General features: G+C 60.1%; 26 protein-coding genes. 14 read left to right on the forward strand and 12 right to left on the reverse strand.

Annotated features, from left to right (window positions below):
* Window positions 1-7: 7 nt before the first annotated feature.
* The 3 genes from J7394_RS10965 to J7394_RS10975 form a co-directional block, all read right to left on the reverse strand.
* Window positions 8-796, reverse strand: coding sequence for an exodeoxyribonuclease III (locus tag J7394_RS10965; protein ID WP_209252986.1), 789 nt, complete (start codon window positions 794-796; stop codon window positions 8-10).
* Between the two features lie 124 nt (window positions 797-920).
* Window positions 921-2,102 carry a peptidase S41 gene (locus J7394_RS10970; protein ID WP_209252988.1) on the reverse strand — a complete coding sequence of 394 codons (1,182 nt, stop codon included), beginning with the start codon at window positions 2,100-2,102 and terminating at the stop codon, window positions 921-923.
* A gap of 199 nt (window positions 2,103-2,301) precedes the next feature.
* Window positions 2,302-2,988: a response regulator transcription factor gene (locus J7394_RS10975; protein WP_170375588.1), complete on the reverse strand. Its 687-nt coding sequence runs from the start codon at window positions 2,986-2,988 to the stop codon at window positions 2,302-2,304.
* Between the two features lie 162 nt (window positions 2,989-3,150).
* Between J7394_RS10975 and ribA the strand changes: the two genes are divergently transcribed.
* Together ribA and J7394_RS10985 are read left to right on the forward strand one after the other, a co-directional pair.
* Window positions 3,151-4,245, forward strand: a complete 1,095-nt coding sequence (ribA, locus tag J7394_RS10980) for a GTP cyclohydrolase II (protein ID WP_170661563.1) — start codon at window positions 3,151-3,153, stop codon at window positions 4,243-4,245.
* Entirely contained in the window at window positions 4,242-4,742 is a 501-nt protein-coding gene (locus J7394_RS10985) for a L,D-transpeptidase family protein (protein ID WP_209252990.1), read from the forward strand. The genes ribA and J7394_RS10985 overlap by 4 nt, the downstream gene beginning before the upstream one ends.
* Here J7394_RS10985 and J7394_RS10990 read toward each other — a convergent pair.
* A complete protein-coding gene (locus J7394_RS10990) occupies window positions 4,726-5,385 on the reverse strand; it encodes a YggS family pyridoxal phosphate-dependent enzyme (protein ID WP_209252992.1) in 660 nt (219 codons plus the stop codon). The genes J7394_RS10985 and J7394_RS10990 overlap by 17 nt on opposite strands.
* Before the next feature lie 103 nt (window positions 5,386-5,488).
* Window positions 5,489-6,601 carry a porin gene (locus tag J7394_RS10995; protein ID WP_209252994.1) on the reverse strand — a complete coding sequence of 371 codons (1,113 nt, stop codon included), beginning with the start codon at window positions 6,599-6,601 and terminating at the stop codon, window positions 5,489-5,491.
* A gap of 282 nt (window positions 6,602-6,883) precedes the next feature.
* Between J7394_RS10995 and J7394_RS11000 the strand changes: the two genes are divergently transcribed.
* From J7394_RS11000 to holA, 4 genes are all read left to right on the forward strand, one after another.
* Entirely contained in the window at window positions 6,884-7,369 is a 486-nt protein-coding gene (locus J7394_RS11000) for a DUF3576 domain-containing protein (RefSeq protein WP_209252996.1), read from the forward strand.
* Between the two features lie 73 nt (window positions 7,370-7,442).
* A complete protein-coding gene (gene leuS, locus J7394_RS11005) occupies window positions 7,443-9,995 on the forward strand; it encodes a leucine--tRNA ligase (RefSeq protein WP_209252998.1) in 2,553 nt (850 codons plus the stop codon).
* Complete coding sequence (gene lptE, locus J7394_RS11010; RefSeq protein ID WP_209253000.1) at window positions 9,982-10,485, forward strand: LPS assembly lipoprotein LptE; 504 nt, start codon at window positions 9,982-9,984, stop codon at window positions 10,483-10,485. The genes leuS and lptE overlap by 14 nt, the downstream gene beginning before the upstream one ends.
* Window positions 10,482-11,510 (forward strand): DNA polymerase III subunit delta, encoded by a 1,029-nt coding sequence (gene holA / locus J7394_RS11015; RefSeq protein WP_209253002.1) that lies wholly within the window; start codon window positions 10,482-10,484, stop codon window positions 11,508-11,510. The genes lptE and holA overlap by 4 nt, the downstream gene beginning before the upstream one ends.
* On the opposite strand, the gene J7394_RS11020 is transcribed toward holA, so the two are convergent.
* A complete protein-coding gene (locus J7394_RS11020) occupies window positions 11,507-12,685 on the reverse strand; it encodes a TIGR03862 family flavoprotein (RefSeq protein WP_209253004.1) in 1,179 nt (392 codons plus the stop codon). The two genes, holA and J7394_RS11020, sit on opposite strands and share 4 nt — an antisense overlap.
* 46 nt (window positions 12,686-12,731) lie before the next feature.
* On the opposite strand from J7394_RS11020, the gene J7394_RS11025 reads away from it, so the two are divergent.
* The gene (locus J7394_RS11025) at window positions 12,732-13,028 is read left to right on the forward strand and encodes an HNH endonuclease (protein ID WP_209253006.1); all 297 of its coding nucleotides are present in this window, start codon (window positions 12,732-12,734) and stop codon (window positions 13,026-13,028) included.
* A gap of 100 nt (window positions 13,029-13,128) precedes the next feature.
* Here the strand turns inward: J7394_RS11025 and J7394_RS11030 are convergent, their stop codons facing one another.
* Genes J7394_RS11030 through J7394_RS11040 form a run of 3 tightly spaced genes read right to left on the reverse strand, consistent with a single transcriptional unit; the run spans window position 13,129 to window position 15,211 of the window.
* Window positions 13,129-13,872, reverse strand: a complete 744-nt coding sequence (locus J7394_RS11030) for a VOC family protein (RefSeq protein ID WP_371812000.1) — start codon at window positions 13,870-13,872, stop codon at window positions 13,129-13,131.
* Entirely contained in the window at window positions 13,863-14,471 is a 609-nt protein-coding gene (locus tag J7394_RS11035; protein WP_209253008.1) for an enoyl-CoA hydratase/isomerase family protein, read from the reverse strand. The genes J7394_RS11030 and J7394_RS11035 overlap by 10 nt, the downstream gene beginning before the upstream one ends.
* Window positions 14,468-15,211: an SDR family oxidoreductase gene (locus tag J7394_RS11040; RefSeq protein ID WP_209253010.1), complete on the reverse strand. Its 744-nt coding sequence runs from the start codon at window positions 15,209-15,211 to the stop codon at window positions 14,468-14,470. Before J7394_RS11040 ends, J7394_RS11035 begins: the two co-directional genes overlap by 4 nt.
* A 139-nt stretch (window positions 15,212-15,350) precedes the next feature.
* On the opposite strand from J7394_RS11040, the gene J7394_RS11045 reads away from it, so the two are divergent.
* From J7394_RS11045 to lpxK, 5 genes are all read left to right on the forward strand, one after another.
* On the forward strand, window positions 15,351-16,871 hold the full coding sequence (locus tag J7394_RS11045) for a DUF2125 domain-containing protein (RefSeq protein ID WP_209253012.1): 1,521 nt from the start codon (window positions 15,351-15,353) through the stop codon (window positions 16,869-16,871).
* 108 nt (window positions 16,872-16,979) lie between these two features.
* On the forward strand, window positions 16,980-18,326 hold the full coding sequence (locus tag J7394_RS11050) for a TldD/PmbA family protein (RefSeq protein ID WP_209253014.1): 1,347 nt from the start codon (window positions 16,980-16,982) through the stop codon (window positions 18,324-18,326).
* Window positions 18,313-19,113: a 3'(2'),5'-bisphosphate nucleotidase CysQ gene (locus J7394_RS11055; protein WP_209253016.1), complete on the forward strand. Its 801-nt coding sequence runs from the start codon at window positions 18,313-18,315 to the stop codon at window positions 19,111-19,113. The genes J7394_RS11050 and J7394_RS11055 overlap by 14 nt, the downstream gene beginning before the upstream one ends.
* Window positions 19,110-20,345 carry a 3-deoxy-D-manno-octulosonic acid transferase gene (locus tag J7394_RS11060; RefSeq protein WP_209253018.1) on the forward strand — a complete coding sequence of 412 codons (1,236 nt, stop codon included), beginning with the start codon at window positions 19,110-19,112 and terminating at the stop codon, window positions 20,343-20,345. Before J7394_RS11055 ends, J7394_RS11060 begins: the two co-directional genes overlap by 4 nt.
* Window positions 20,332-21,333 carry a tetraacyldisaccharide 4'-kinase gene (gene lpxK / locus J7394_RS11065; RefSeq protein WP_209253021.1) on the forward strand — a complete coding sequence of 334 codons (1,002 nt, stop codon included), beginning with the start codon at window positions 20,332-20,334 and terminating at the stop codon, window positions 21,331-21,333. The genes J7394_RS11060 and lpxK overlap by 14 nt, the downstream gene beginning before the upstream one ends.
* Before the next feature lie 54 nt (window positions 21,334-21,387).
* Here the strand turns inward: lpxK and J7394_RS11070 are convergent, their stop codons facing one another.
* Window positions 21,388-22,050, reverse strand: coding sequence for a DsbA family protein (locus J7394_RS11070; protein WP_209253023.1), 663 nt, complete (start codon window positions 22,048-22,050; stop codon window positions 21,388-21,390).
* Between the two features lie 13 nt (window positions 22,051-22,063).
* The gene (locus tag J7394_RS11075) at window positions 22,064-22,570 is read right to left on the reverse strand and encodes a DUF721 domain-containing protein (protein ID WP_170375623.1); all 507 of its coding nucleotides are present in this window, start codon (window positions 22,568-22,570) and stop codon (window positions 22,064-22,066) included.
* An 81-nt stretch (window positions 22,571-22,651) separates the two neighbouring features.
* Between J7394_RS11075 and mutY the strand changes: the two genes are divergently transcribed.
* Both mutY and J7394_RS11085 read left to right on the forward strand, forming a co-directional pair.
* Window positions 22,652-23,707 (forward strand): A/G-specific adenine glycosylase, encoded by a 1,056-nt coding sequence (gene mutY / locus J7394_RS11080; RefSeq protein ID WP_209253024.1) that lies wholly within the window; start codon window positions 22,652-22,654, stop codon window positions 23,705-23,707.
* Window positions 23,708-23,768: 61 nt separating this feature from the next.
* A complete protein-coding gene (locus J7394_RS11085) occupies window positions 23,769-24,905 on the forward strand; it encodes an alkane 1-monooxygenase (protein WP_209253026.1) in 1,137 nt (378 codons plus the stop codon).
* 78 nt (window positions 24,906-24,983) lie between these two features.
* Here the strand turns inward: J7394_RS11085 and J7394_RS11090 are convergent, their stop codons facing one another.
* Complete coding sequence (locus J7394_RS11090) at window positions 24,984-26,366, reverse strand: adenylate/guanylate cyclase domain-containing protein (RefSeq protein ID WP_209253028.1); 1,383 nt, start codon at window positions 26,364-26,366, stop codon at window positions 24,984-24,986.
* Window positions 26,367-26,493 lie beyond the last annotated feature (127 nt).

Here is a 26,493-nt window from a genome sequence, read left to right on the forward strand (position 1 = left end):
TGCGGGTCTACAGGTCGAAACTGGCGAAAACGGGGGCGTGGTCGCTTGGTTTTTCCCACCCGCGCGCATCGCGCAGGACACGGCTGGAATGCCCAGCGTTCGAGATATCCGGCGTGGCCCAAACGTGATCCAGGCGCCGCCCCTTGTCAGCAGCGTCCCAATCGCGCGCTCGGTAGGACCACCAGCTATAGAGCTGCCCTTCGGGGATATCCTGACGGGTGATATCCACCCAACCGCCCGCATCTTGTGTTTCAGCCAATGCCTCAACCTCGATCGGCGTGTGCGAGACGACCTTGAGCAGTTGCTTATGCGACCAGACATCATCCTCGCGCGGGGCGATGTTCAGATCACCGACCAGAATGGATTTTTCAGGCTTTTCCGCATGGAACCAGTCGCGCATATCGGTGAGGTAGTCGAGCTTTTGCCCGAACTTCTCGTTCACCTCACGATCTGGCACATCCCCACCTGCAGGGACATAGAAGTTTTGGATGGTGACGCCATTCTCCAACCGCGCGGCGATGTGGCGGGCATGGCCGAGACCGGCGAAATCCTTGTCGCCGACCTCTTCCATCGGAATGCGCGACAGGATTGCGACACCGTTATAGCCCTTCTGCCCGCGTGCTACGATGTGGGTGTACCCCAATTCCGCAAACCCTTCGGTCGGAATCTTTTCAACCGGAGACTTACATTCCTGCAAACACAGCACATCCGGAGCTTCTTCCTGCAGCAGTTTCAGCACGATAGGCTCGCGCAGGCGGACCGAGTTGATGTTCCAGGTGGCAAGGGTGAAGGGCATTAGGGAATCCTCTGTCGCGGTTGGGCGCGAGGTTAGCCCGACATTGAATAAGGCGCTACGAGAAAAGAAGCCAAAATACCCTCGATCTGAAAAACGCCTTTGTGTAGACCAAACAGCCGTTTGACTAGACGCTCAAGCTGTCGAGAACGTCCCGGTAAAACAGATCCAACTCATTTGCGCCGATCGGGTTCGCTGTCCAGTTACGGTCTATTTCCAGCGTTCCGACCGGAACAATTTTTCTTGCAACTTCTTCGGGAGTCGTTTCGTCGATACGTCCACTCGCCCAATCATGAAAGGCTGATGAATACCGAACCTGCGCGCCACTTAAAGGTAACTTGATTGTTTCTCCTTCAGCGAAAAACGTCAGACCATCCCCCATCTCTTCACCAATAATCATGAGCCGTCGTCCTATACGATACTTTAAGAGTGCCACAAAAACGATTGCCGCTGAGAAGGAGAATTTGTCGACAAGTACAGCCATTTTTCGGTTTTTGTTGCCCTGTGAAATCGCGTCAATCAAAGGCAAAGTCCGAAGAAAATCGCCTCCCGTGTTTCCTCGGATGTCTAAAACCAGAGGGATGTCAGAGCGCACTTTAGCCAATTCGGTCGCCTTGGCTATTGCATCGGACAATGCGGCCTTGCTGGGGTCAAAAAAGCTAGGCAGGGACATTAGCACGCCGGAACTGCCGAAGTCTTTTATCATCAAGTATTCACGCGGGGACCATGCTGCGTCGGTTCTTCCGTGCTCGTTCAATGGATAGAAAACCGAACCATTGACGACCTTCGTCGAACTCAGCTGCAGCTCAATGGTACGACCTTCCCCATCCGCAATCTGGTATCGAAACGCGCCGTGGCTCGACGGAATTCCGAAGTTCTTTAACGCAGCAGGCCATACAAAGAGAATTGGTCCAATCACGCGCTGACGCTGTCTCGTCCCTGCCAAGAACTTCCTCGACGCGCGTTCGATTTCTCCGGTCGAAACGCCATTAATGCTCATCAATTCTCCTCCAACCGCACTAAGGAAGTTCGAGGAGGCGTCAAGAAGGCGTACTTTGGTTCCTATAGTCGCAAGTCTAAGTGGCAAAATCGAAATGGCATCATTTGGGATCAACCGCGAATGCCCATTCCCCGGAAGCGCCATGAGACGCATTAGTGAAAGTAGAAATTCGTCTTTGCGATTCAGCAGCGCATTGCGCCGAGCATCACGAACGCAGACATCCACCATCTCGCGGTCGACCGCTCGAAAACTTGGATCGGCCGGCAGAACTTTTGACACGACTTGTTCGAGGTCCTGGATCAGTGACATAGCTCAATGTGTCTTTTTTCGTAGCCCGCAATCCAATAAGGGTACAAAGAGACCGCTTCATCGAAAACAAAAAAAGCCGGGCCATCTGGCCCGGCAGTCCAACAGGGAGGTACATGTCATTACCCGGACATGCACGGGTTGGGAGCAACCTAATTATGAGTTCAGGGTATCACTTTGATCCAAATCAATCCACCTCGGATCAAGAGACCAGTCGATATCCACCCGACTCTGTGACCAAAAGGCGCGCATTTGACGGGTCAGGCTCGATCTTCTGGCGCAGGCGGTAGATGTGCGTCTCAAGCGTGTGGGTCGTAACACCCGCATTGTAGCCCCAGACCTCATGCAGCAGCACATCGCGCGCCACCACGCCATCGGTCGAGCGGTAGAGGAACTTTAGGATGTTGGTTTCCTTCTCAGTCAGACGGATTTTCCGGTCTTCCTCAGTGATCAACATCTTCATGGCAGGCTTGAACGTGTAGGGGCCAAGTACGAATACCGCGTCTTCGGACTGTTCATGCTGACGCAATTGAGCGCGAATGCGGGCCAGCAGAACCGGGAATTTGAACGGCTTGGGAACATAATCGTTGGCACCAGCATCCAGACCCAGGATCGTGTCGGCATCGCTGTCATGGCCCGTCAGCATCAGGATCGGGCTTTTGACACCCTGTTTGCGCATCAGGCGGCACAGCTCTCGACCGTCCGTGTCGGGAAGACCCACATCCAGAATCACGAGGTCGTAGATCGCTTCGCGCGCGCGCTCCATCGCGGACGCTCCGTCAGAGGCTTCGAACACGTCGAAATCCTCGGTCATCACAAGTTGCTCGCTGAGCGCCTCGCGCAGGTCCTCGTCATCATCCACCAACAGGATTTTCTTGAGCTGAGCCATTCTTGGGTCCTCCAAAGCCTTTCCCATCACTTGCGTGTGGAATATGCAATCAACAAGATTTACTGCAACCGTCTCACGCCTTCGTGTCAGACGCAGCGGAAATGTTTCACAATTCCAGCCGAAAGCGCTAGGAAAAGGGTCGAACGTTATAGGGTAACATAGATGAGTCTCATCCCCGATATCACCGAATTGCTGGCGCGCGCGCGGGCTGACCTGCGGATGGGCGTGCCAATCGTGCTGGTGGATGACAATGGCGGCAGCGTTCTGGCCATCTCGGCCGAAACCATCACGCCCCAGCGATTGGCCGATCTGCGCAGTTTGGGTGGGGCACCTGTGGTAGCTATCACCGGGCGACGGGCGGAAACGCTGAAAGCACGCGCTTACGATGGCGATTTGGCGCGGGTGTTGATCCCGGCAGATGCTGACATGGCATGGGTACAAGCTGTGGCGGACCCATCGGACGATCTGAATGCGCCGATGAAAGGCCCGCTGATGACGGAAAGGCAGGGCAATGCCAATCTGCATCGCATTGCTATCGCGCTGGCCAAATCCGCCCGCTTGCTGCCTGCCGCCGTGGTGCTGCCAGTCGAAGACGGCCGCAATTTCGTGGCGACCCACGGGTTGACCTGCATAGATCACTCCCGGGCGGCGCCGCATCTTGCAGATCGCAGCGCTCTGCACCCGGTTGTCGCCGCGCGCTTACCAATGGAAGTTTCTGAAGCTGGCCGGTTGCACGTTTTCCGCCCTGAAGACGGCGGGGAAGAGCATTACGCGGTCGAGGTCGGGCGACCGGATCGCAGCAAGCCCGTCTTGGCTCGGCTTCATTCGGCCTGTTTTACCGGCGACATCATGGGCAGCCTGAAATGTGACTGCGGCCCTCAACTGCGCGGCGCACTGGCTCAGATGGGGGCGGAGGGCGCAGGCGTGTTGCTCTATCTGAATCAGGAAGGGCGCGGAATCGGGCTGGCCAACAAGATGCGCGCTTATTTCCTGCAAGATCAGGGCTTTGACACGGTCGAAGCCAACCATCGCCTTGGGTTTGAAGATGATGAGCGCGACTTCCGCCTCGGGTCGGATATTCTGAAATCGCTGGGCTTCAGCTCGGTCCGGTTGCTGACCAACAATCCCGCGAAGATCGCCATGATGGAGCGCACGGGGATCGCCGTCGCCGAGCGGGTTCCGCTGAAAGTCGGGGAGACCGCCCATAACCGCGGATATCTTGAGACTAAGGCCGCAAAATCCGGGCATTTGCTGTGACAACCGCAGATTTGGTGCTGACCCCGCGGGGTATTCGGTTCCGGGGACGGTCCTTTCCCTGCTCAATCGGGAAAGGCGGGCGGAGCACTGCGAAACGCGAAGGCGATGGCGCCACGCCGGTCGGTGTTCATCGCATTGTCGGCATGCTCTACCGCGCGGATCGGATCTCGGCCCCCACGTCATGGGCCATTCCGATCGGCCCGCGAGACCTGTGGTCGGACGATTCGAAAGACAGTCGTTACAACCAACTGGTCACTGCCCCCTACACGTTCAGTCATGAACGGCTGCGCCGCGCGGACCCTTTGTACGATCTGGTGCTGCTGACCGATTGGAATTGGCCGAATGCGGTGCCGGGCAAAGGCTCGGCAATCTTCCTGCACCAATGGCGGAGACCGGGTTATCCGACCGAGGGCTGTGTCGCCTTCCGTCGCGACCACCTGCGCTGGATAGCCGAGCGGATCACGCCCGGCACCCGCCTGATCATTCCTGAGGTCTGACCCGTTCACCAAAGATGGCTGAGCCGACGCGCACATGGGTGGCCCCCAGCGCAATCGCCTGTTCGAAATCGCCACTCATGCCCATCGAAAGACCCTTAAGGTCATTGCGGGCAGCAATCTTCGCCAACAAGGCAAAATGCAGCGCTGGTTCTTCCTCGACCGGCGGGATGCACATCAGACCGCGAACTGGCAGGTCCAACGTCCGGCATTCTGCAATGAACCCATCCGCATCGGCAGGGAGGATACCGGCCTTCTGTTCCTCTTCCCCCGTATTGACCTGAATGAAGAGGTCCGGGCTGGAGCCCAGCTCCTGCGCCAAGCGCGCCAGAGTTTTGGCCAGTTTCGGGCGATCGACCGAGTGGATCGCATCGCAAAGCTCCATCGCCTGACGGGCTTTGTTGGTTTGCAGCGGGCCGATCAGGTGTAGATCAATGCCGGCGAATTGCTCCTTGAACGCGGGCCATTTACCGGCCGCTTCCTGCACGCGGTTCTCGCCAAAGCACCGATGACCTTGTTCCAGCACATCCTGCACGCGCTCATTTGGCTGCACCTTGGATACGGCGATCAGCTTCACCGACCCGGCAGCCCGCCCTGCTTTGGCTTCGGCTTTTGCGATACGGGCGGAAATCTCTGACAGCGACATGGCGATCCTCAAATCTGGTTTGCAGCGAGACAAACACCAAGTCGGCACAAAAGAAAAGGGCGGGTCCGAAGACCCGCCCTTGAACCGTGTGGTTCAGATCAACTTAGAAGCTGAACTGGACACCCAGGTCTGCAACAGTGGTGGTGTCGCCATCACCAACTTTGTTGCTGCCGATGCCGCCGCGCAGCGATACACCGCCACCCAGGTCATAGATTGCACCAAGACCGAAGGCTTGGGTGTCAAACTCGGCGCTACCGTCACCATACGAGAACAGGATCTGAGTCGCTGCGCCCAGGTTGTAACCAGCCGACAGACCCCAGAAGGTGTCGAACACCAGATTGTCCGGGTCACCATCCGAGCTTTCGTCGCCAACCAGACCAGTGATGGTCAGATCGCCAAACGTGACGTGACCGGTCAGAACGACCATGTCCGCATCAGCGGCAACAGTTGTTGCGCCTGCGTCGTCGATGACACCAGTGGCGGGATCATAGTCCGCGATGGTTGCTTCCAGGTCGTCAGACTGTGCGTAGCCTACAGCCACACCCCAGTTGCTGCCTGCGTAAGCTGCGCTGATGCCCCACTGCTCGGAATCGCCTGTTTCCCAGACAAAATCGTCGGCAATGATTTCGTAATCGTCGCCAGCGTCGTCACCCGAGTACGAAACAGCAACGTTGAAGTCGCCGAAGGTGTAACCAGCGTACACGCCGTTTTCGCCAGCACCAGTCGAGGTGTAAGCGTCAAACGCGAAGTTGGCACCAACGTACTGACCAGTGAACAGGGTCAGGCCGGGTTCAAAACCATAGTAGTCCTGAAGGTTGTCGATAACGCCGGCAATGTTGCCAACGTCAACACGCAGACCGCCGTATGTGGTTGTGAAGACTGCGCCGTTCAGACCTGCAGTGCCGGCAGAGCCGTCAGCATTGTCGTCAGCCTGCAGACGTACACGACCCGAGAAGCCTACGCCGCCATCTGTTTCAGCGTTTGCGTCGATGTTCAGGCGGAAACGCGAGTCCAGGAACGCATCGTCTTCATCCGTGGTTACGACTGTACGCTCGGTGTCACCGCTTGTGGTGTTGGTGTCCGAAACGATTTCGGTGGTGGCGTTGTCTTCAATATACTGAAGACCAAAGCGACCAAAACCGCTGAAGCTGACCTCAGCTGCTGCAACGCCTGCGGTCGCTACCAGCGCCGTCGTTGCGAGAAGAACTTTTTTCATCTTGTTACCCTCGGTTTCATTTAAGAGTTTTCTACTCGACACATACCTAAGCATGCGTCTCAGCACGGACATCGTTTCGCTTGTTTACCCCCCTTTGCGCAAGCTCAGCCTAAAGAAGCTGACCGCATTGAGGTTGGATTGGTGCAAGGATGCCACAGTCTGCTCAACCCGGATCGGATGTATACACTGGTAATTGAGAAGAATAGGCTTGTTGCGCGCGGTTTGCTTGGCTAGGAGTAGCTTCCAAAGACCGCAATATTAGTGAAATAGGACCAATAGACGATGCGTTTGCCGACGACTTTGGGTTTGATCATTCTGACTGCGACACTGGCGGCATGTGGGCAAAATCGGAGCGTCGTCAACAGCTCAGACATTCTGGCTACGGGCACGCGTACGGATGAGCGCGAGCTGGCCGATCCCGAACGCACCACGATCTGGGATATCTTTAGTGCCAACAATGCCGAGCAGACCACCAATGTGAACCGTTACCTTTGGGCGGCGTCGCTGGATGTTCTGAATTTCCTGCCCGTGCAAGAGGTTGACCCGTTTACCGGTGTGATCGTAACGGGTTACGGCACCCCTCCGGGCGGTGGGCGGCAGTATCGCGCCACCGTGCATATAAGTGACCCGGCGCTTGCCGCGCGCTCTCTTTCGGTTGCGCTGCAGTCCAGCGGGGGCTCTCCGGTCAGCGCCGCAACCACCCGCGCGGTCGAGGATGCGATCCTCTCGCGTGCAAGACAGCTACGGATTGCAGACAACAAGTTCTAGCAACCCGATCAAAATCGCTCTAAAGACCACGCCGGGTTCATACCCGGCGTTTTCAGTTACGAAGGACCGCATGATGTCGCGCTACTCGGCCAGTGAAATCGAAAAAAAATGGCAAAAGGTCTGGGACAAGGCCGGAATCTTCACCGCCGACCACAAGGCGGACAAGCCCAAATACTACGTGCTTGAGATGTTCCCCTACCCGTCTGGCCGAATCCATATGGGTCACGTGCGCAACTACACGATGGGCGACGTGATCGCGCGGCACAAGCTGGCGACCGGTCACAACGTCTTGCACCCGATGGGATGGGACGCGTTCGGGATGCCGGCAGAAAACGCTGCGATGGCGATTGGCGGCCACCCAAAAGACTGGACCTATGGCAACATCGCCGACATGCGCGGGCAGATGAAGCCTTTGGGCCTGTCGATCGACTGGTCGCGCGAATTCGCCACCTGTGACCCGGAATATTATGGCCAGCAACAAGCACTGTTCCTCGATATGCTCGAAGCCGGTCTGGTCTACCGCAAGAACGCCGTCGTGAACTGGGACCCGGTCGATATGACCGTTCTGGCCAACGAGCAGGTCGAAAACGGACGCGGCTGGCGCTCGGGCGCTTTGGTGGAAAGGCGCGAGCTGACGCAATGGTTCTTCAAGATCTCGGACTATTCCGAGGAGCTGCTGGACGCCTTGGACACGCTTGAAAACTGGCCCGCCAAAGTCCGACTGATGCAGGAGAACTGGATCGGCAAGTCGCGTGGCCTGCAATTTGGCTTTGAACGCACCGATGGCGGTGAGCCGATCACCGTATACACGACTCGCCCCGACACCCTGCTGGGCGCGTCTTTTGTCGGTATCTCGCCAGATCACCCGATTGCCAAACAGCTTGAGGCTGAAAACCCGGAAGTCGCTGAATTCGTTGCTGAATGCCGGAAGGGTGGCACCACCGAAGAAGCGATCGAAACCGCCGATAAGCTGGGCTACGACACAGGCATCAAGGTCAAACACCCTCTGGACCCGAACTGGGAACTGCCGGTCTGGATCGCGAACTTCATCCTGATGGACTACGGCACCGGCGCGATTTTCGCATGCCCGGCCCATGATCAGCGCGATCTGGATTTCTGCCGCAAATACGGCCTGCCCGTGGTCGATACGTTCTTTGCGCTGGATGATGATACTCCGGTCGACAAGCTCGCATTCGTTCCGCCAAAAACCGAGAAAGTCCGCTGGGTGAACCATTTCGCGGGTCTGACCGAGGCAACCGGCGAAGAGGCCATCAACGCCACCGTCGATTTTGCCGAGAAGGCCGGTTGGGGCGAAGGTGTCACCAAATTCCGTTTGCGCGACTGGGGTCTCAGCCGCCAGCGCTACTGGGGTTGCCCGATTCCCGTTGTTCACTGCGAAAAATGCGGGACGGTGCCCGAGAAGAAAGAGAATCTGCCGATCGCGCTGCCCTATGATGACGGCAACGGCAAAGCCATCGACTTCTCGATCCCCGGCAATCCGCTGGACCGTCACCCCAGCTGGCGGGATACGCCTTGCCCGTCCTGCGGCGCACCGGCCAAGCGCGAAACCGACACGATGGACACGTTCGTCGATTCGTCCTGGTACTACGCCCGTTTCACCGCTCCACGCGCGGAAACCCCGACTGATTTGGCTGAGGCCGAATACTGGATGAATGTCGACCAGTATATCGGCGGTATTGAGCATGCGATTCTGCACCTGCTCTATTCCCGCTTCTTCGCCCGTGCGATGCAGATCACCGGCCATCTGCCGAAAAAGGCCATCGAGCCGTTCAACGCACTGTTCACCCAGGGCATGGTCACGCATGAGATCTACCAGACGCGCGACGCCAATGGCCGCCCGGTCTATCACCTGCCCGAGGACGTGGCCGACGGCAAATTGGCCGACGGCACCGAGGTCGAGATCATCCCCTCGGCCAAGATGTCGAAATCCAAGAAAAACGTTGTCGACCCGGTCAGCATTATCTCGGCCTTCGGCGCAGATACTGCCCGTTGGTTCGTCCTGTCCGATTCGCCGCCCGAGCGGGACGTGGAATGGACAGCTTCCGGCGCCGAGGCCGCGTTCAAGCACCTAAGCCGTGTGCATCGCATCGCCTCCGAGATCGCCGAGTCGGACGTTCCAGCCAATGGTGAAGACGAAACCCTGCTGCGCGAGATGCACAAAGCGATCCATGATGTTTCGGGGGGTGTCGAATCCTTTGGCTTCAACGCCTCGATTGCCAAGCTTTATGCCTTCACCAACACTCTGGCGAAGTCGAAAGCGGGAACCGAGGCCAAGCGCGAAGCCGCTAAGACTTTGGCACAGTTGATGTCGCCGATGACGCCACACCTGTCCGAGGAACTCTGGCAGCTGCTGGGTGGTGAGGGTCTAGTGGCAACCGCTGCTTGGCCGGTCGCGGATGAGGCGATGCTGGTCGATGACACCATCACCTTGCCAATCCAAATCAACGGCAAACGCCGCGCGGAAATCAGCGTTCCCAAGGATATGCCCAAGGATGAGGTTGAAAAAATCGCGCTCAGCACCGAAGCTGTGCAAAAGGCGTTGGAGGGAGCCGCGCCGAAGAAGGTGATTGTTGTCCCGGGCCGGATCGTGAATGTCGTCGTTTAACCGCAGAAGTTTCTTGCTCGCCCCGCTGGCTGCCTGTTTCCTTGGGGCCGCCTGCGGGTTCGAACCGATCTATGCGCCCGGTGGGGCGGGCTCGGAGCTTTTTGGCAAGGTTGAGGTATCGGCCCCGAACACGGTCGACAGCTTCCTGCTGGTTCAGAACCTCGAACAAAAGCTGGGGCGCAGCGCGACCTCAGGCAATGCCTACCGTCTGGATGTCCGTGTTGAGACCGCCGTTCAGGCCGCCGCGATCACGACCACCAACGAAATCAACCGCTTGTCCATCGACGGGCGTGCGGAATACACGCTGAAATCGAATGAAACAGGTCAGATTCTGGCCTCTGGCGAAGTCACTGATTTCGTAGGCTATTCGGCGGCAGGGTCCACCGTTTCGACCCTGGCGGATGAGCGCGACGCCCGAGAGCGCCTGATGGTGATTCTGTCCGACCAGATCGTAAATCGCCTCTATGCGACGCCGGGCCTGACCTCATGAAGTTGAGCCCGCGCGAGGCTGACGGGTATTTTGCCAGACCGGACGCGGACAAAACCGGGTTGCTGATCTACGGTGCCGACACGATGCGTGTGGCTTTGAAACGTCAGCAGGTATTGGCCGCCTTGCTTGGGGCGAACGCCGAAGAAGAAATGCGCCTGACCCGGATGCCCGGCAGCGATCTGCGCGGCGACCCGGCGCTACTGCTGGATGCAGTCAAAGCGGTTGGGTTTTTCCCTGGCCCCCGCGCGGTATTTGTGGAAGAGGCAACCGATACCGCCGCGCCCTCGATCCTTGCCGCGCTTGAGGATTGGGCCCCCGGTGATGCTCAGGTCATCGTGACAGCAGGCCAGCTGAAAGCCAGTTCGAAAATCCGCAAGGCCTTCGAATCGCATCCGGCGGCCTATGCGGTGGGCATTTACGACGACCCGCCCTCTCGGGCCGAGGTCGAACGGATTCTGACACAAGCCGGTTTGCAGAACATCCCGCGCGACGCGATGTCGACGCTGGGAGAGTTGGCGGTCAGCCTCAGCCCCGGTGATTTCACCCAAACGGTCGAGAAGCTGTCGCTTTATAAACGCGGCGACGCGAGCGAACTCAGCCTTGACGATATCGAAGCCTGCGCACCCCGCTCGACCGAGGCGGCGCTGGATGATGTATTGAACGTGGTCGCCGAAGGCCGCGCCGGAGAAATAGGCCCGCTGATCCGTCGCCTTCAGGCGCAGGGCACCAACGGGGTTACGCTGTGCATCGGCGCGACTCGGCATTTTCGCACGCTTTACGCCTGTGCCTCTGACCCCGGTGGAGCAGCGCAAGGGATCGGCAAGTTACGCCCGCCTGTCTACGGAAAACGACGCGACCGTATTTTACGGCAGGCTCAAGGGTGGGGCGCGCCAAAGCTGCAGACGGCGCTGACAGTGCTGACAGATACCGACCTGTCGCTGCGCTCGGCCGGGCAAACGGCCCCTGCGATGGCCTTGGTCGAACGTGCGATGATCCGGCTGGCAATGCTGGCCCGGTCGCGTTAGCGGTTCAGCCAGTCGCCCGCCGACCTTCCTGCCCAGCGCCCGGTCGCCAGACAGGCGGTTAGAAGATAGCCTCCGGTGGTAGCCTCCCAATCCAACATCTCACCGGCGCAGAACACGCCGGGCAGTGCAGTCAGCATCAATCCGTCGGTCACGGCAGCGCTTGTGATGCCTCCGGCGGTTGAGATCGCCTCATCCATCGGGCGCAATCCTGCGTGGCGTACCGGCAGGGCTTTGACCAACGCCGCCACGTCGTTGGGCGCAGTTGGAAGGGGGCGGGCGAACTCCATAAGCAACGCGGTTCGCACCGGCCCGAGTTTCAGAGCTTTGCGCAGATGATTGGACTGGCTCATCTTGCCGCGCGGTTTTGCCAGGCGTGCCGCCACTTCTGAGACAGGCAGGTCAGGCATCAGGTCGATCGTCAGGGGCGCGCCCTCTCGCACCGGCTTACAGATGGAGTAGATGCCCCCGCCTTCCAAACCGCGGGCCGAGATCACCGCCTCGCCCCGTGTGCGCTGGGTTCCGGCTTGTAGCGCGACCCCTTTGATCGGCGCGCCGAAATGCGCGGTCATGTGATCCGACCAGTCGACTAAAAGCCCTGCGTTTGCAGGTGCAAACGGCGCAAGCTGCACGCCTTTCGCTGCCAGCCATGGTGCCCAGGTCCCGTCCGAGCCCAACCGTGCCCAGCTGGCCCCGCCCATTGCAAGCACGGTTGCGTCGGGCTGCAAGCGCTGCGGGCCATCCGGGGTATCAAACACCAGCGCTTCCCCTTCCCACCCGGTCCAGCGCCAGCGGGTTCGGATCTCGACACCGCGGTCAGCCAGACGCGCCAGCCATGCACGCAGCAAGGGTGAGGCCTTCATAACGGTCGGGAAAACACGGCCTGTTGAGCCGGTGAAAAGCTCTTGCCCCAAGGCGCGCGCCCAGTCCTGCACAGCCTGCGCATCAAACTCAGCCAGCATCGGGCGCAGCCAGTCGGCGGCTTCATCATAGGATTGGATCAGGGTCTCGAACGGCTCATCCTTGCTAAGGTTCAGACCCGACTTTCCGGCCATCAGGAACTTGCGCGCAACCGAAGGCTTGGCCTCGGCCACCAGAACCGAGTGACCGGAAAGGGCAAGCTGCTCGGCCGCCATCAACCCGGCCGGTCCTGCCCCGATCACCACTGCCTGCGCCATCCTCGCCCTCTTGCCTTCGCCGCCCGCAGGCGCATCATTCCCAACCATGACGAACAGCGATCCGATCTGCCCGCTTTGCGACCGCCCCATTCCCCATGGCGGCGGCAGCCTGCATCATCTGATCCCAAAACTCAAAGGAGGCAAGGGCGGACCAACCGTTCTGCTACACCAGATTTGCCACAAAGAGGTCCACGCCACCCTGTCCGAGGCCGAGCTGGCACGCAGCTTCAACACGGTCGAGGCCCTGCGCGCCCATCCAAGGCTTGAGAAATTCCTCAACTGGGTGCGCAAACGCCCGCCCGGTTTCCGTTCAAAAGTTCCGGGTAAACGGCGCGGGCGCTGATCAAATCGCTTTGGGTTTGATTTGAATCGAAATACGCTGCCTCTACCCTCGGTCGAACGCGCATTTCGATGGCCTTGCCTCCCGTGAAACGCAAAACGCTTTAGCCGGGCAGAACCGGATCGCCAAAGGCATCCGAAAGCGCGGCGGGCAGACGCTCGACCTCGATCCCCTGATAGTCGGGAACAGGCGCAAATTTGGCACCTTGCACATGCTGGAACTCGAGCGTCGTGTAGGGTCGTTTCCAGAGCCATTCGCGATTCTCAACCGCCCAAAGGTCAGGATCGGGCGGAGCCTCATGCGTGAAGGCATAGAAATTCAGGTCAAACCCATAGGTCGCCACATCCTGCATCGACAGAAGCTTCATACCCTGAGCACGACAGAACGCATCCTCGGCGGCGATATCCCCTGTGCGCAAGGTGATCTGAGCCACTCGCGCCTCGGCAAACGGGGCCGCAGGGTCGGCAGCATTTTCCGGGCGGTTGCCTTCAAAATCATGCTGTAAAAGCTCGATCACAAAGCCTTCGGGGTCGCTCAGATGCGCCATATACCCGATATCGAGGAACTGACGTGGTTCACTGACAGCATAGCCTTTGGCCCGCAGCGTATCGGCGGCCAGATCGACATCGGGCAGAGTGATCCCGATCTTCCAATAGCGATGCCCCTGATCGTGGGAATACCCTCTGCCCCCTGGTAGCAGCAGCAGATCAGCATCTTCACCGGCATATCCTACACGCCGGGAATCGCCGATTTCCTGCACGGACATACCCAAAACGTCCCGATAGAACCCGGCCAGTCGCGCCGGATCAGCGACGCGCAGCCTGACTGCGGACAACCTCAGCGACAAAGCTCTGCAATCCCTGCTGCGATCTCTGGTTTGGCCGCGAGGCTATCGGCCACCAGCGCGCGCGCCGTCCGCATCAAATCGTCCGGCGAGGCGATGCGATCCACCAGACCGAACGCATAAGCCTCCTCGGCCGAGATCTTTTGGCCCGACATCAGAATCAACTTGGTGCGCGCCGGACCAATCAATGCGGCCATGCGCTTGGGGTCGGAGGGTTGCGGCAGAAAACCAAGCTTCATCACCGGATAGAAGAACTTGGCCGAAGGCACCGCGATTCGCAGGTCGCAGGCCAAGGCCATGCCGTTTGCACCACCCGCCAGCGTTCCGTTCAGTGCCGCAACGGTCAGGCAGGGCAGCGCCGCGATTGCACCCGACAACCGCTCCCAGACGTCCGAGGTCGCAAGCCCCGCGCGGGCTTCCTCCAGATCAGCACCAGCGCTGAAGACCTTGCCAGCGCCGGTCAAGATCAGGGCGCGCGCCTCAGCCGCGGCCTCGGCGATTTCAGCAAGTTCGGTCAACATCGCGCCGGTCAGAGCGTTAGCCTTGTCAGCGTTGTTGATCGTGACGGTCCACAACCCGTCTTCCTTGGTCAGTTCAATCACGTCAGGCCGATCCTTTGGCGAATGTCGTCTTGGCGCAGGGAAATCTCGGCCCCCAGATACTCGTCAGCATCCGAAGAACACATCCACAGCAGTGCTTTTGCGGGCCAGTCCGCCGGGATATGAACATCCCAGTCCAGTTGGCTGACTGGGTTGATGCCGCTGGCCTTGATGACGCGCTGCATATCGGTTGCCACTGTGCCCGGCGACAGGCCCATGGCGCGGATGCCGTTATGGGCCTCTTCCAGATGCAGACATTCTGTCAGCATTTTCGCGCCGGCTTTCGAGGCGCAATAGTGGCTCCACGCCTCAACCGGGTTCGACGCCGCGCCGGACGAGACGGTCAGAACCGTCCCTCCGCCCGCCGCCCGCATCACCGGCAGAGCGGCACGCATTCCGTAGAAAACACCCTTGAGGTTGATATCAATGGCCTGGCTCCATGCACTGACATCAGCGTTGGACAAGTGAAAGATCGGCTCGATCACACCAGCGTTGCCGATCAAAACGTCCAAACCGCCGAAACGCGCGACGCAATCGGCCACCGCTTGTTCGACCTGCGCGAAATCGCTGACGTCACAGGCCAGCGCCATCGCATTGTCGCCCAAAGCGGCCGCAAGCGCGTCAATCTGATCATGACTGCGGGCCAACAGCGCGACATTCGCCCCGGCTGCGGCAAACACGCGCGCGGCCTCGGCGCCGATTCCGCGGCTGGCCCCTGTTATGAGCACTGTTTTTCCCTGCATTTAACGCTCCTCACGTCTTGGGCTGACCTTTGGCTACAGGCGTAACGCGGAAACGGGGAAAGGGTCCAGCCCTTGCCCCCTTGACGATGCCTGCCACAACCCCGACCATGCGCGCAAATTGATCAAGAAGGGTTACCTTATGTCTGTTTTCATCCGCCGCAGCTGTGGCGCCGTTCTAGCCTATGCGGTCGCAACTCAAGGTGCATATGCCGACCTGACTGCAAATGACGTCTGGAACGACTGGCAAGAGTATTTCCGGTCCGTAGGTTACACGGTCGAGGGCGAACCCAGCAGCTCTGGCGATGTCATGACCATCAACGATATGACCCTGTCCATGGACTTCCCCGAAGAGGACGGCCAGTTCCAGATGACCATGCCCGAGGTCACATTGACCGAAAACGGCGATGGCACCGTCAACGTCGGCTTCCCCGGAAGCTTTCCGATGGTCATTTCGGGCGGCGTCGAAGATGAGCAGTTCACAGCAAACCTGACCTACAGCCAGACAGATCTGGAAATGGTTGTGTCAGGTGATCCGTCCGACATGACCTATGACTACTCGGCGGCGACCCTTGGGATCGTGTTAGATTCGATCGAGGGCGGAGACGATCCAATTCCCGAAGATGCGCTGGAAGGTGGTATCGAATTTACAGGTATGGCTGGCACATCGCGTATGCTGATCGGCGAAAATCGCGAGATCACGCAGACCCTCGACGCCGCGCAAATGGCCTATAAGTTCAGCTTCAAGGACCCCGAAACCGGAGAATCGGGGTTGATTGACGGGGCACTGAACGACCTGACATCCAGCGGCGACAGTGTTCTGCCCACTGGGTTCGATCTGGCCGACCCGCAGGCACTGTATGACGCAGGCTTCGCCTTTTCCGGCATGATCGCCTATGGCTCGGGCAAGACAGACATCAGCGGCGTCAGCGAAGGTGAGCAATTCACCATGGCAAGCTCGTCCCAAGGTGGCCGACTTGAGGCCAGCGTAGATGGCGAACGTGTGGCCTATGACCTAGAACAGAATGACGCGAAACTGGCCGTGACCACCGGTGATCTGCCCTTCCCGATCGAGATCGCAATGGCGAAGGCGGGTCTGAACCTGGACATCCCGGTGCAGGAATCGGAGGAGGCCGCACCCTTCGCCTTCGGTCTGAACCTGACCGATTTCACCATGTCTGACGTCCTTTGGAGCATTTTCGACCCGGCGGGCAACCTGCCGCGCGATCCAGCCACCATTGCGCTGGACACCACCGGCACGGCGAAAGTCTTGCTGAACATCTTCGATCCGGAACAGGCGGCGGCGCTTGAAGAAGAAGGCGAAGTCCCTGCCGAGCTGCATTCGCTGAAAATCAACGAATTGCTGGTCTCGATGGTTGGCGCGCGTCTAACCGGGGACGGTGATTTCACGTTGGACAACGAGAACCTCGACGAATTCGGCATGCCTATTCCGACTGGCGTTGCGAACCTGCAATTGGTTGGAGCCAACGCACTGATCGACAAACTGATCGGCATGGGCCTGATGTCCGACAACGACGCCTTGGGTGCGCGTATGATGATGGGCATGATGGCTGTTCCGGGCGATGAACCCGACACGCTGAATTCGACAATCGAATTCACTGAAGACGGTCAGATTAAGGCCAATGGTCAGCGCATTAAGTGATGATATCGGGGAGGGCCGCCAGTGATCGGCCCTCCCACACAATACCGTCAGGGTCTTGCGAGAGGCGCGGTGCAAGGCTAGGTCCTTGGCAACACATCCGGAGGCCGTATGACCCGCACACCAGAAGAAATCAGCCAGCAATTGCTTGACGCCGCACGCCTCGCCGGGGCCGAGGCGGCAGATGCCATCGTGATCGACGGATCTTCCGTATCGGTCGAGGTACGTGGCGGCGCGCTGGAACATGCGGAACGCTCAGAAGGCACCGATCTGGGGCTTCGGGTATTTCTGGGAAAGCAACAGGCCATTGTTTCAAGTTCGGACAGCCGTCCCGAAACGCTGACGGCCATGGCCGAACGGGCCGTCGCCATGGCGCGCGAAGCGCCTGAGGACCCGTTCACCGGTCTGGCGGCCAGCGAGGAATTGACGGGCGGTTGGGATCTCGACGCGCTTGAGCTGTTTGACCCCTCCCCAGAACCCTCTGCCGAAGCGCTGATGCAAGATGCGCTGGCGGCTGAGGCTGCCGCTCTGGCTGTATCCGGTGTATCGCAAGTCTCTGATGCGGCGGCGGGCTATGGCATACATCGGGTGCATCTGGCTGCCACCAACGGGTTTTCGGGCGGGTATGCGCGCAGCAGCCGGTCAACATCCTGCGTTGCGATCTCGGGCGAAGGCACCGGGATGGAGCGGGACTATGACGGCGACAGCCGCACCTTCCAAGCCGACCTGCGCGATGCCGAGGAGATCGGACGCAAGGCAGGGGAACGCGCGGTCGAACAGGTTGGCGCGCGCCAGCCCGCAACGGGCAGTTTTCCGGTACTGTTTGACGAGCGCATTTCATCCTCACTGATCGGGCACTTACTGGCCGCCAGCAACGGCGCAGCGATCGCGCGAGGGGCGTCGTGGCTGCAAGACTGTCTGGGCGAACAGGTATTGCCCGAGCATCTGTCGCTGATCGAAGACCCGCACCGCCCACGTATCTCAGGCTCACGCCCGTTTGACGCCGAAGGGCTGGCAACGCGCCGCCGGGCGATTGTCGAGAACGGAGTGCTGACCGGCTGGACGCTGGATCTGGCCAGCGCCCGCAAGCTTGGCATGACCTCAACCGGCAATGCAGCGCGCGGTGTCTCGGGGCCGCCTTCGCCCAGCAACTGGAACCTCAGCCTGACCCAAGGCACCCAAAGCCGCGCCGACCTGCTGCGCGATATGGGAACAGGGTTGCTGGTCACCTCGATGATCGGATCGACGATCAACCCCAATACCGGGGACTACTCGCGCGGGGCCTCGGGCTTTTGGGTCGAGAATGGCGAGATCACGCATCCGGTCAATGAATGCACCATCGCGGGCAACCTGCGCGACATGCTGAAACGGATCATCCCGGCCAATGACGCGCGCCCCTACCTGTCGCGCGTTGTGCCCTCGGTGCTGATCGAAGGGATGACCCTTGCCGGCAACTGACCTGCCACTGCTGATTGAAGCCGCACGCAAGGCCGGAGAGATCGCGACCCGTTTCTCGGGCGCGCAGGCGCAGCGTTGGGACAAGCCCGACGGTGCCGGGCCGGTGACCGAGGCCGATCTGGCCGTCAACGACATGCTGGAACAGATGCTGCCGACGGCGCGGCCCGACTATGGCTGGCTCAGCGAAGAGACCGAGGATAGTCCGGACCGCCTATCGCGGGACCGCGCCTTCATCATCGACCCGATTGACGGCACCCGCAGTTTTGCCGAAGGCTCGCGCACCTGGGCGCATTCGCTTGCCGTTACGGAGCACGGAGAGGTTACCGCCGCCGTGATCTACCTGCCCCTTCGCGACCTGTTTTATGCGGCGGCGAAAGGTCAGGGCGCCACCCTGAACGGTGCGCCAATCCGCGCCTCGGAGGCTTCGACGCTTGGAACTGCCACAATTCTGGCCGCCAGGCCCAACATGAACAGCCACCATTGGCGCGATGGCGAGGTGCCCGAGTTTGACCGTGCCTATCGCCCGTCGCTGGCCTATCGCATGGCCCTGGTAGGCGAGGGGCGTTTTGACGGCATGTTGACCCTGCGACCCAGTTGGGAATGGGATATCGCGGCGGGCGACCTGATTATTCGCGAGGCCGGAGGAATGTGCACCGACCGCGCAGGCCAGCCCCTGAGGTTCAACAACGCGCAGCCTCGGCTAAACGGCGTTCTGGCCACGGCGCAGGGTATCCACACCCAGCTTTCCTCCCGGCTTGACCCGAACGGCCCCGGCATTGCCCCATGAGCAAACCGCGATCTCTGAGCCTTGCCGCCTACCGGGTCCTGTCCTGGGGAGGGGCGCAGCAAAGCATCCGACCAGATCAGCCTCGCCCGGACGGAGAGCTTGTCTGGGTTCACATCGCAACCCGCGACCGCCTGCGTGCAATCAGTGACTTTTGCCTCAGACTGCAACAGGCCCGACCCGGCCTGTCGATCCTGCTGAGCACCCCGCCCGAGATCGACCTGAGCCGCTGGACAGGAATCCCCTTTCCCATGGTCAACCTACCCGCCGAACAAACCGGCGCAGCGCGGGCTTTTCTGGACCATTGGAAACCCGATCTGGGTCTGTGGGTCGGAGGGGGATTGATGCCCAGCATCATCACCCGCGCGGAAGAGCGCAAAATCCCGATGCTTCTGATTGAGGCGCAGTTGGATGTCGTTTTGTCCCGCAATGCGCGGTGGCTGCCGGATATCAGCAGATATACTTTCGATTGCTTCGAACATATACTCACCACCACCGACGAAACGGCCCGCCAGATCCGGCGAATGGGGGTTGCCTCCTCCAAAGTGCGCAAAGCGCCGCCGCTGCAGTTCAGCCCGAACCCCTCACCCTGGCCTGAGGACGAATTGATCGAGACCAACCACGCCCTCGCCGGGCGTCCGGTCTGGCTGGCGGCGCGGGTTCAGGCGAAAGAGTTCATCTCGGTCCTCAGCGCCCATCGGCAGGCGCTGCGCATTCTGCCGCGTTTGGCGTTGATCCTGCACGTGGCGGATCGGGCCGAGGCCGCGCCGCTGCAGCGACGGCTTGAAACCATGGACTTGCGCTGTTCCAATTGGGACGACGGCGGCTCTATAGAGGACACGACACAGGTGATTGTCAGCTCTGAGCCCGAAGATCTTGGCCTTTGGCAGCGTGTTTCACCGGTGTCCTTCATGGCCAGCTCGCTGGAACGCGGCGCCGGCGGGCAGGACCCGCTGGATGCTGTCGCGCTGGGATCGGCGGTTATCTATGGCCCGCATGTCGATATCTACCAGACGGTCTATGCCCGCCTTGCCGAGGCTGGTGCCGCCCATCCGGTCAAAACTGCGACCGAGCTTGGAGATGCGGTCGTCGCTCTTCTTGCCCCGGATCGCGCGGCCGGGATGGCACTGGCGGGATGGCAGGCGATCACCGAAGGGGCACCTCAGGCCGAGAGGCTAGTCGACATGCTGCAGGACCTTCTGGACCAGCGGAGTAACCACGATGCGCGCCCCTGACTTCTGGAACTCGGACCCCGCACGCCCGGCGCTACGTGCCCGGTTACTCAGCCCGTTGGGGCGGCTTTATGCGGCAGCGACGGCGCGCCGGGTCAACTCTGATCCCGGAGTGAAGCCGGGTGTGCCAGTGATCTGCATCGGCAACCTCAACGCAGGTGGAACCGGCAAGACGCCCACGGTGATCTGGGTACTGGAAGAGCTGCGCAACGCCTGGCACGAGCCGCATGTTGTGACGCGCGGCCATGGCGGTTCGCTGGAAGGCCCGGTGCGGGTTGACCCCACCAAACACAGTGCCGCGCAGGTCGGGGATGAGCCGCTTCTGCTGGCCATGTTTGCCGAGGTCTGGGTCGCCAAGGACCGTGCCGCAGGTGCGCGCGCTGCGGCCGAGGCGGGCGCAAGCGTGATCGTTCTGGATGATGGCTTCCAGAATCCGGCGGTCGCCAAGGATTCCTCGATCATTGTGGTGGATGCCGAGCGTGGGTTTGGCAACGGCCTGTGCCTGCCAGCTGGTCCCCTGCGCGAACCCGTAGAGGTCGGCCTGAAACGCGCCGATCTGGTTCTGTCATTGGGCGATACGCAAGCGCAAGAAGTCTTCGCCGCACAATGGGTCCCTAAGCTAACGGTGCCCCATGCGACGGGCGTTGTCGCGCCGTTGCAAACCGGCATGGACTGGGCTGGATCGCGGGTTTTGGCCTTTGCCGGGATCGGCCACCCCGAGAAGTTCTTCCAAACCCTGCGCCAACAAGGGGCTGAGCTTTTGCGGGCCGAGGCACTCGACGATCATCAACCGCTAACCCCGGCTCTGATGACCCGGCTTGAAAACGAGGCGCGCCTGCTTGGCGCTCAGATGGTGACGACGGAAAAAGACGCAGTGCGCCTGCCGCAAGCTTTCCGCAACAAGGTCGTCACCCTGCCTGTCCGGCTGCAAGTGAACGACCCCGAGCAGGTCAAAGAGATGATCCTGAAAGCGGCCCCATCCCCCAAGTGACCGGCCCCAAGTCACGAGAATGGTCGGCCCGAGAACAGGCCGACCAATAGGCAATTAGCTGCCCAATTCGTCTTCGATCAGTTGCTTGAAGTCCTCATAGGACTGGTTCGAAACCTTCTTGCCGTTCACAACAAAGGACGGGGTGCCCGTCACGTCATCGCGCTCAGCGTTTTCCTGATACCACGCCACCAGAGTCTGCGCACGTGTACCGTCCTGCAGGCAGGCTTCAAGCTGGTCATTGTCGATACCCGCCAGACGGCCGATCTTGCGCAGCTCGTCCACGATCTCGGTTGGACCACCTGCTTGGGTCCATTCGGACTGGCCCTGATAGATCAGATCGGTAATGCCAAAAAACTTTTCGGGCCCAGCGCAGCGCGCAACCATCGACGCCCACAGGCCATAGCGATCAAAGTAGACCTCACGATAGATGAACTTGACCTTGCCGGTATCGATGAAGTCCTTCTTCAGCTGCTTGTAGGCACCCTGATGGAAATTGGCGCAATGCGGACAGGTATAGGAGGCATATTCGATGATCTCGACCGGCGCATCCTCGGCCCCCTGCACCATCTCGATGATCGTCGAGGTGTCGAGATCGGCCTCTTGCGCGATGGCGCTGCCGACCAGAGGATTGACGGAGTTTGTGTTCGAAGCTGTCATCCAATAGCCACCAGCGGCCACTGCGACAGCCGCACAGATTACGGTTGCAATACGGCTCATTCTCAGCCCTTTCTCAGCGTTTCTGCTTGGATAAAACGTTGCGGCCCAGACGTTCAAGGGCCGCACGTAAATCTTCATCATGGACATCCTGCGAGACCCTGCCCGCTTCGGCCATGATTTCAGGTTTGATCTCTGGTTTCGCTTGTTTCGGCTTGTGGTCGAAACTGGCCTGCCCCTCGGCAAATCCGGTCGGGGCGGTCTGGGTGATGCGCACTCTGCTGATCGCATTGTAGCCGTAGACGGCGTTCACCTTGCCGCGCAGTTGTTCTTTCTGCATTTCCAGCATGGGGGCCTGCGGCCCGGTTGTCAGCACGGTCAGGGTCGCCCCCATCCCGTTCCGGCCATAGCCCACATTCACCGGTCTTGCGATGGCGGCAGTGTCCTGACCCACGATCTCGGCCCAGTGGGTCAGAAGGCGCGAAACCGCAAAGCCCCGGCTTTCGCCGGCGCGTCTGATCTGATCGTTCAGCAATGTCGCGGTGCGTTTGAACCCGCGGGTCGAAGAACGTCTGCGCTGCATCTGGTTTCCAACTCCTGCACCGCTATTGTAATAAGCAAGCCAGCAGGCGCCAGCGAAACCCGACAGTGAGATAGATAAAACTTGCGTGACAGCCCCGAATTTAACCTGAGCGCTGAATTGCTCGACTGGTATGACCGCCACGCGCGCGAGATGCCATGGCGTGTTGGCCCCGCCGATCGCGCCGCAGGCGTTGTGCCGGACCCTTACCGGGTCTGGTTGTCCGAGGTCATGCTGCAACAGACAACCGTCGCCGCCGTGCGGGACTATTTCACCCGCTTCACCACGCGTTGGCCCACCGTGCAGGCGCTGGCCGCCGCCCCCGATGATCAGGTCATGGGGGAATGGGCGGGCCTCGGGTATTATGCTCGCGCCCGCAATCTGCTGAAATGCGCCCGTGTCGTGGCCGAGAATCACGACGGACAGTTCCCCGACACCTACGACGCGCTGCTGGACCTGCCGGGGATCGGCCCTTACACCGCCGCTGCGATCTCGGCCATTGCGTTTGATCGGCCCGAAACCGTGCTGGATGGCAATGTCGAGAGGGTGATGGCCCGGCTCTACGATATTCACGACCCGTTGCCCGGATCAAAACCTGTTCTGAAAGAAAAAGCAGCCGCGCTGACACCAGCACTGCGACCCGGAGACTACGCACAGGCCGTAATGGATCTTGGGGCCACAATCTGCACACCCAAATCCCCGGCCTGTGGAATCTGCCCCGTGCAAGCCCCCTGCCTTGCCCGCGCTGCTGGCACGCAGCCAGAGCTGCCGAAGAAGACGCCCAAAAAGCCGAAACCCACGCGATTCGGCCATGTCTATATCGCGCAAGACCCAAACGGAGCGTTCCTGCTGGAACGCCGCCCGGACAAGGGTCTTCTGGGTGGCATGTTGGGCTGGCCCGGCTCGGACTGGTCCGAGGCTCCGCCCGAGGCCCCTCCGTTTTCGGCAGAGTGGCGCGTTCTGAACGGCGAGGTGCGCCACACCTTCACACATTTCCATCTGGTGCTGCGAATCTGGAGCGCACCGCTGCCCGATGGCACCGAACCCGACGGGCTGACCCTATTGCCCAAGCATGACTTCAAACCCAGCGACCTGCCTACGGTGATGCGAAAAGCCTACGACCTTTGGCGGGGGCAATAAGCCCGCTGGGCAAGCTCGGTCCGTCCGGCTAGGGTGCATCTGCCTATTCGGAGCATCTAGGATGATCGCGACTCAACCCCTCTCGCACTGGCAAGCCGCTTTGCCCTATTGGGTGTCCTTCCTGCTGATCCCCCTGATCTGGGCAACGGCCTTTGCAGGGGGTTGGTGGGTATTGCTGATCCCCTTGTCCACATGGTGGGCCTTTGCGGTTCTGGACCGCTTGACCGGCCTCAACCTGCAAAACGCCGACCCTGAAACCCCCGATGACGCGCTGCACTGGTACATCCTGCTGACCAAGCTCTGGGCGCCTGTCCAATTCCTCACGCTGTTTGGCCTGATCTGGTACGCAACCCATAGCGATCACTTGTCGAGCTGGTCGAAGATCGGGCTGTTCTTCGGTATGGGCGTCATCTCGGGCACGATCGGGATCAACTACAGCCACGAGCTGATGCACCAAAAATCCCGATCTGAGCGTTGGCTGGGCGATCTCCTTCTGGCAATGGTCCTCTATTCTCATTTCCGGTCCGAGCATCTGCTGGTCCATCACCGCCACGTCGGCACTCCGCGCGACCCGGTGACGGCGCGCTACAACGAAGGTTTCCACCGCTTCTATCCTCGCGTCCTGCTGCAATGCCTGATCTCAGCTTTTCGGGCCGAGAAGGACAAGCTGGCCCGCAAGGACCGCCCCTGGACTGACCGCTCGAACCCGTTCTGGCGCTACTGGGCACTGCAAACCGGCATGCTGATCCTCGCTGCTCTGATCGGAGGATGGCCCGGCCTCGCCCTGTTCCTACTGCAAGCGGGCGTCGCGATCTGGCAGTTAGAGCTGGTCAACTACGTGGAACACTACGGCCTGACCCGAAAACATTTGGGCGAGGGCAAATACGAACACGTTCTGCCCCGGCATTCGTGGAATGCCTCACAAAAAGCGTCGAACTGGCTGCTGATCAACCTGCAGCGCCACTCGGACCATCACTACAAACCCAACCGTCGCTTCCCGCTGCTGCAAAACCACCCGCAAGAGGACGCGCCGCAACTGCCCTTCGGCTATCCGGTCATGACCGTCGCCGCGATGATCCCGCCGCTATGGCGCCGCGTCATGAACCCGCGCGTCCGCGCCTGGCGGCGGCACTACTACCCCGAGATCACCGATTGGCACCCCTATAACAAAGCACTGAACCCCGGCCCAAGGGCGTGACCGCAGCGCGCATCGCGCGCTGCCCGGCCCAACTGGAGGGGCTGCATCTTTGATGCTGCCCAAACAGGCGGGAGCCGTTCACAAAACCCAGATATCCATAGGGGTTTCAACTCCGCGAACGGTCTGACCCTGGCGTTTCTGAAACCCATCCATCAACGCTCCAACATTCGGATTCTCGCGTACGGCTTGCTCCCGCAACGCGTCACTGACCACGATCCGGGCCTGAAAATCGCGGGTCATCGCCTCCAGCTTTGCCGAGACATTCACCGCATCCCCAATCACTGCAAATTCCAACCGGTTGGCCCCGATATCCCCTAGAACGACCGAACCAAAATGCACGCCGATCCCGACATGGATATCATGCTCTCCCGCTCGAAGTCGTTCCTGGTTCCACTCGTCGATGACGCTGACCATCGTCCGCGCGCAGCCCAGCGCATTGCTGGCGTCCAAAGGCGTTGCGACCGGCGTGCCAAACGTCGCCATAAGCCCGTCGCCCAGATATTTGTCCAAAGTGCCATGGTGACGAAACACCTCGGCCTCCATCCGAGCATGAAATCCGCGCAACACCTCAATCACCTCGTAAGGGTCCCGTCCGGCTGCAAATTTCGTGAAGCCCACAATGTCAATGAACAGCACCGCAATATCCGCCTTGCGCACCTGCTTTAACGGCTCGTCATTCTTGCTGAGCTCATCGACCACATTGGGCGAGAAGTAACGCGACAGGTTGGCCCGTTCCCGCTCCAGCCCCGCGTTGCTCATCAACAAGCGATTTAGCCGTCGCATCGACACGCCAAGCGTCACTGCGACCATCACGAACACGACCACCTGCTGAATGCGCTGCGGGATATCGAAACTGTTGGGATCCAACAGCTCTGCGACGTCCGGATAGCCCTGCAAAGCCGCCGCGACCTTCTGGCTGATCCCCGGAATCGGCGTGGCCACCCACCAGGCGATGATCCAACCCGCCGTCCAGATCAGGGCCGTCCAGGAGCCAATCGCGACAACCGTGCGCCACGAATAGGCCAGCGTCCCAGCAGCTAAAATGATGAAGAAATACTGAAAATTATCGAACCGGTACTGCATTGCCAACGGCCGCACATCATCGCTGAACGGGTTCGGAACAATCATCCCAAGCGTCATGATCAGCAGATCGACAAAGATCAGCAACAGCTCGGTCCGCGATTGCCCAACCCGCCCTGCGCGCCGGATCAACCAGCCATTCGCGCAGAGGACAAGCAGAATGAACTGATACCACAGAACCTCCCATTGCGGGTTCAGAAAGATCAACAATACCCCGGTTAAAGCCATAGCGATCCAGCGTGCGCGGACGGCCAGTTCCAGACCCTCCTGCTTGTGCCGTTGCATTGCGGCTTCGGTGTATTTGTTGTCCAGATCCACAGCATCCGGCTGCGTAACGGCGAACCGTTCCAGTCTGGATGGGCTGGCAGTTGTCTCGCTCATGACAGGAACCTCTGAGGCAGTGCTGGCGGCGCGCCCATGCAATCACCTCTGACTGCAAAACAAAAGACCCCGCCGAGAACGGCGGGGCAAGGCGTAGTGCCTTGTGTCAGGCCACAGGCACCGGCGG

It is taken from the genome of Ruegeria sp. R13_0, from assembly GCF_017743995.1.
Classification (GTDB): domain Bacteria; phylum Pseudomonadota; class Alphaproteobacteria; order Rhodobacterales; family Rhodobacteraceae; genus Ruegeria.